The 1,824-nt window shown below is 49.5% G+C and carries 2 protein-coding genes and 1 pseudogene; all 3 read right to left on the bottom strand.

Annotated features, from left to right (window positions below; translation table 11 throughout):
- Nucleotides 1-297: pseudogene (locus C2M17_RS07975) on the bottom strand (hypothetical protein); the annotation flags it as partial.
- Nucleotides 294-1,475, bottom strand: coding sequence for a TolC family protein (locus C2M17_RS07970; protein WP_267894413.1), 1,182 nt, complete (start codon nucleotides 1,473-1,475; stop codon nucleotides 294-296). The pseudogene C2M17_RS07975 and the gene C2M17_RS07970, both read right to left, overlap by 4 nt.
- Nucleotides 1,476-1,575: 100 nt before the next feature.
- Nucleotides 1,576-1,824, bottom strand: a 249-nt coding sequence (locus C2M17_RS07965) for a hypothetical protein (RefSeq protein WP_233997943.1), incomplete at its 5' end; no start/stop codon positions are given.

Raw genomic sequence — 1,824 nt, 5'->3', positions numbered from 1 at the left:
CCAGTGCTCTTCATCTTTACTGATTAACACCAACCCAGAGTTATGCCGGGTAAGCAATAAGGCAGGTAAATGGTAGTCTTGCAATTGCTGGAGTGATTTCTCCACCAGAACGGCATTAATGCCCTGATTATCCAAGGCGCGTGGAATTAACTCGATAGTTAAACGGCCGTTTTTCAAAGGCAGGCCTTCGCCAATGACCTCTTCGCGTGTCGGTTTACCCAGCAACTGACAATAGGTTGTTAATGCAAGTTGCAAGGGATCAACTGTGGGTGGCGTCACTGGATTGAAGTGCGTCATAGGTTATGCGCCTCATTGCTCTGCGCGGCAAGGACAGATTCTAGAATGCCAAGTTCTGAGCTCATCCGGTAGGGAATACGCAATAGCTCAATGGATACGTTCAGATGTTGGCTGAGCAATTCAAAGCGTTCGCGCTCTGTCGTTAAAATTTCCTCTACCGTGGTGAGGCCTGCGCGGAATTGATCTTGGTAGGCGCTCAGCAGTGCGGTTGCCGCATTTACTTGTTGTTCAAGTGATTGTCGTTGTTGACTTAAGTTGCGCAGTGATTCACGTTGCATATTCAAATTACGTTCAATATCGAGTTGTGTAAATTGCAGATCCCACTGTGCGGCTTCAGCGCGCAGACGCTCAATGTCATCCATATCGAAGCTGGCTAAACCTTGATTGAAGCTCGCTTTAAAACGCACCGCGACCGCAGAGTCACGAGTTAATTCACCACCGATATCACGGCGTTGCGATGAGGCTTCTAAGACCACACGAGGCAGTTGCGCAGCTTTGACGCGCTCAGCTTGACTGTGGGCAATATGAACTTCTTCTTGTGCCTGCATATATTGCGGTGAGCGCGGGATCAATTGTGTTTGTTGTTGGGTACTCGGCAACAGGTTTTGTAGCTGGGTGTAATTGGCAGGCAATGGTGGCAGGGCCGTAACCGGGCGTTGCATCAACATGCGTAAACGCAAGCGCGCTTGCTGCTGGTCACCGTCGGTCATTTGCCTTTGTTGTTCATTATAATAGCGCGCTTGAAGCACTCGATTTAATTCGGCGCGGTCGCTATAACCTCCTGCAGCGCGAATTTCAGCCATGCGCTCAACACGAGCAATACGTCGCTGGTGTTCTTGAATAATCGCTTGTCGTTGCTGAGCAAGCATAATATCGAGGTAAGCTTCGATGATTTCGATGCCGACTTCTGCACGTACTTGGCGTAATTTATGTAACGCTTTACGCGCCTCGGCGTTCATGCCTTCCAGTTCGCTGTCCAATGCCCCCCAATCGTATAAGGTGTAGCTCAGGGTGATATTGTAAGCAAAGGCGCCGCTGATGCCATCCGCAGGCCCTGCGGTAAGGTCAAGTGAAGGCCAAAAGCGGCCCTCGTTAACGTCTATGGTTTTTTCAGCTTGCTGGATCTCAGCCACCGCGGAGCGAACACGAGGATTCAAGGTTAAGCCATAATGCACCATTTGTGAGATTGACGGACTTTCTGCCGGATCAAAAGATGTGGCAAAAGCTTGACTTGAGCAACAGCTCAAGCCAAGTATAACCGCATACCGGAAATGTCGATTAAATGACGACATTAGTATCCTCATCCGCCCACGGCGACTGCTGAAGGAGACTTACGTCATTAAACATAACGCCGTCGATACTGAAGGTACCGTAATCACCCGAAACCGACAGTGCTTGCGTCTCTGGTTCAGCATCTACATCGTTGAGCAGTAATTCGATGTCTTCTTCGACTGTGTGTTCAAGCACAGCTTGACGCATCAACTCTTCACTCTTGTCGTTGAACCTTGGTTCACTCGAGGCAAGAAC

Origin of the sequence: Pseudoalteromonas sp. T1lg10 (assembly GCF_002964545.1) — a bacterium.
Lineage (GTDB): Bacteria > Pseudomonadota > Gammaproteobacteria > Enterobacterales > Alteromonadaceae > Pseudoalteromonas.
This window is presented reverse-complemented; position numbering and strand designations above follow the sequence as displayed.

Bases quoted from the DNA above. Each gene is read 5' to 3' on its own strand.
- C2M17_RS07970 (WP_267894413.1), bottom strand. From the start codon at position 1,475: ATGGTGCATTATGGCTTAACCTTGAATCCTCGTGTTCGCTCCGCGGTG.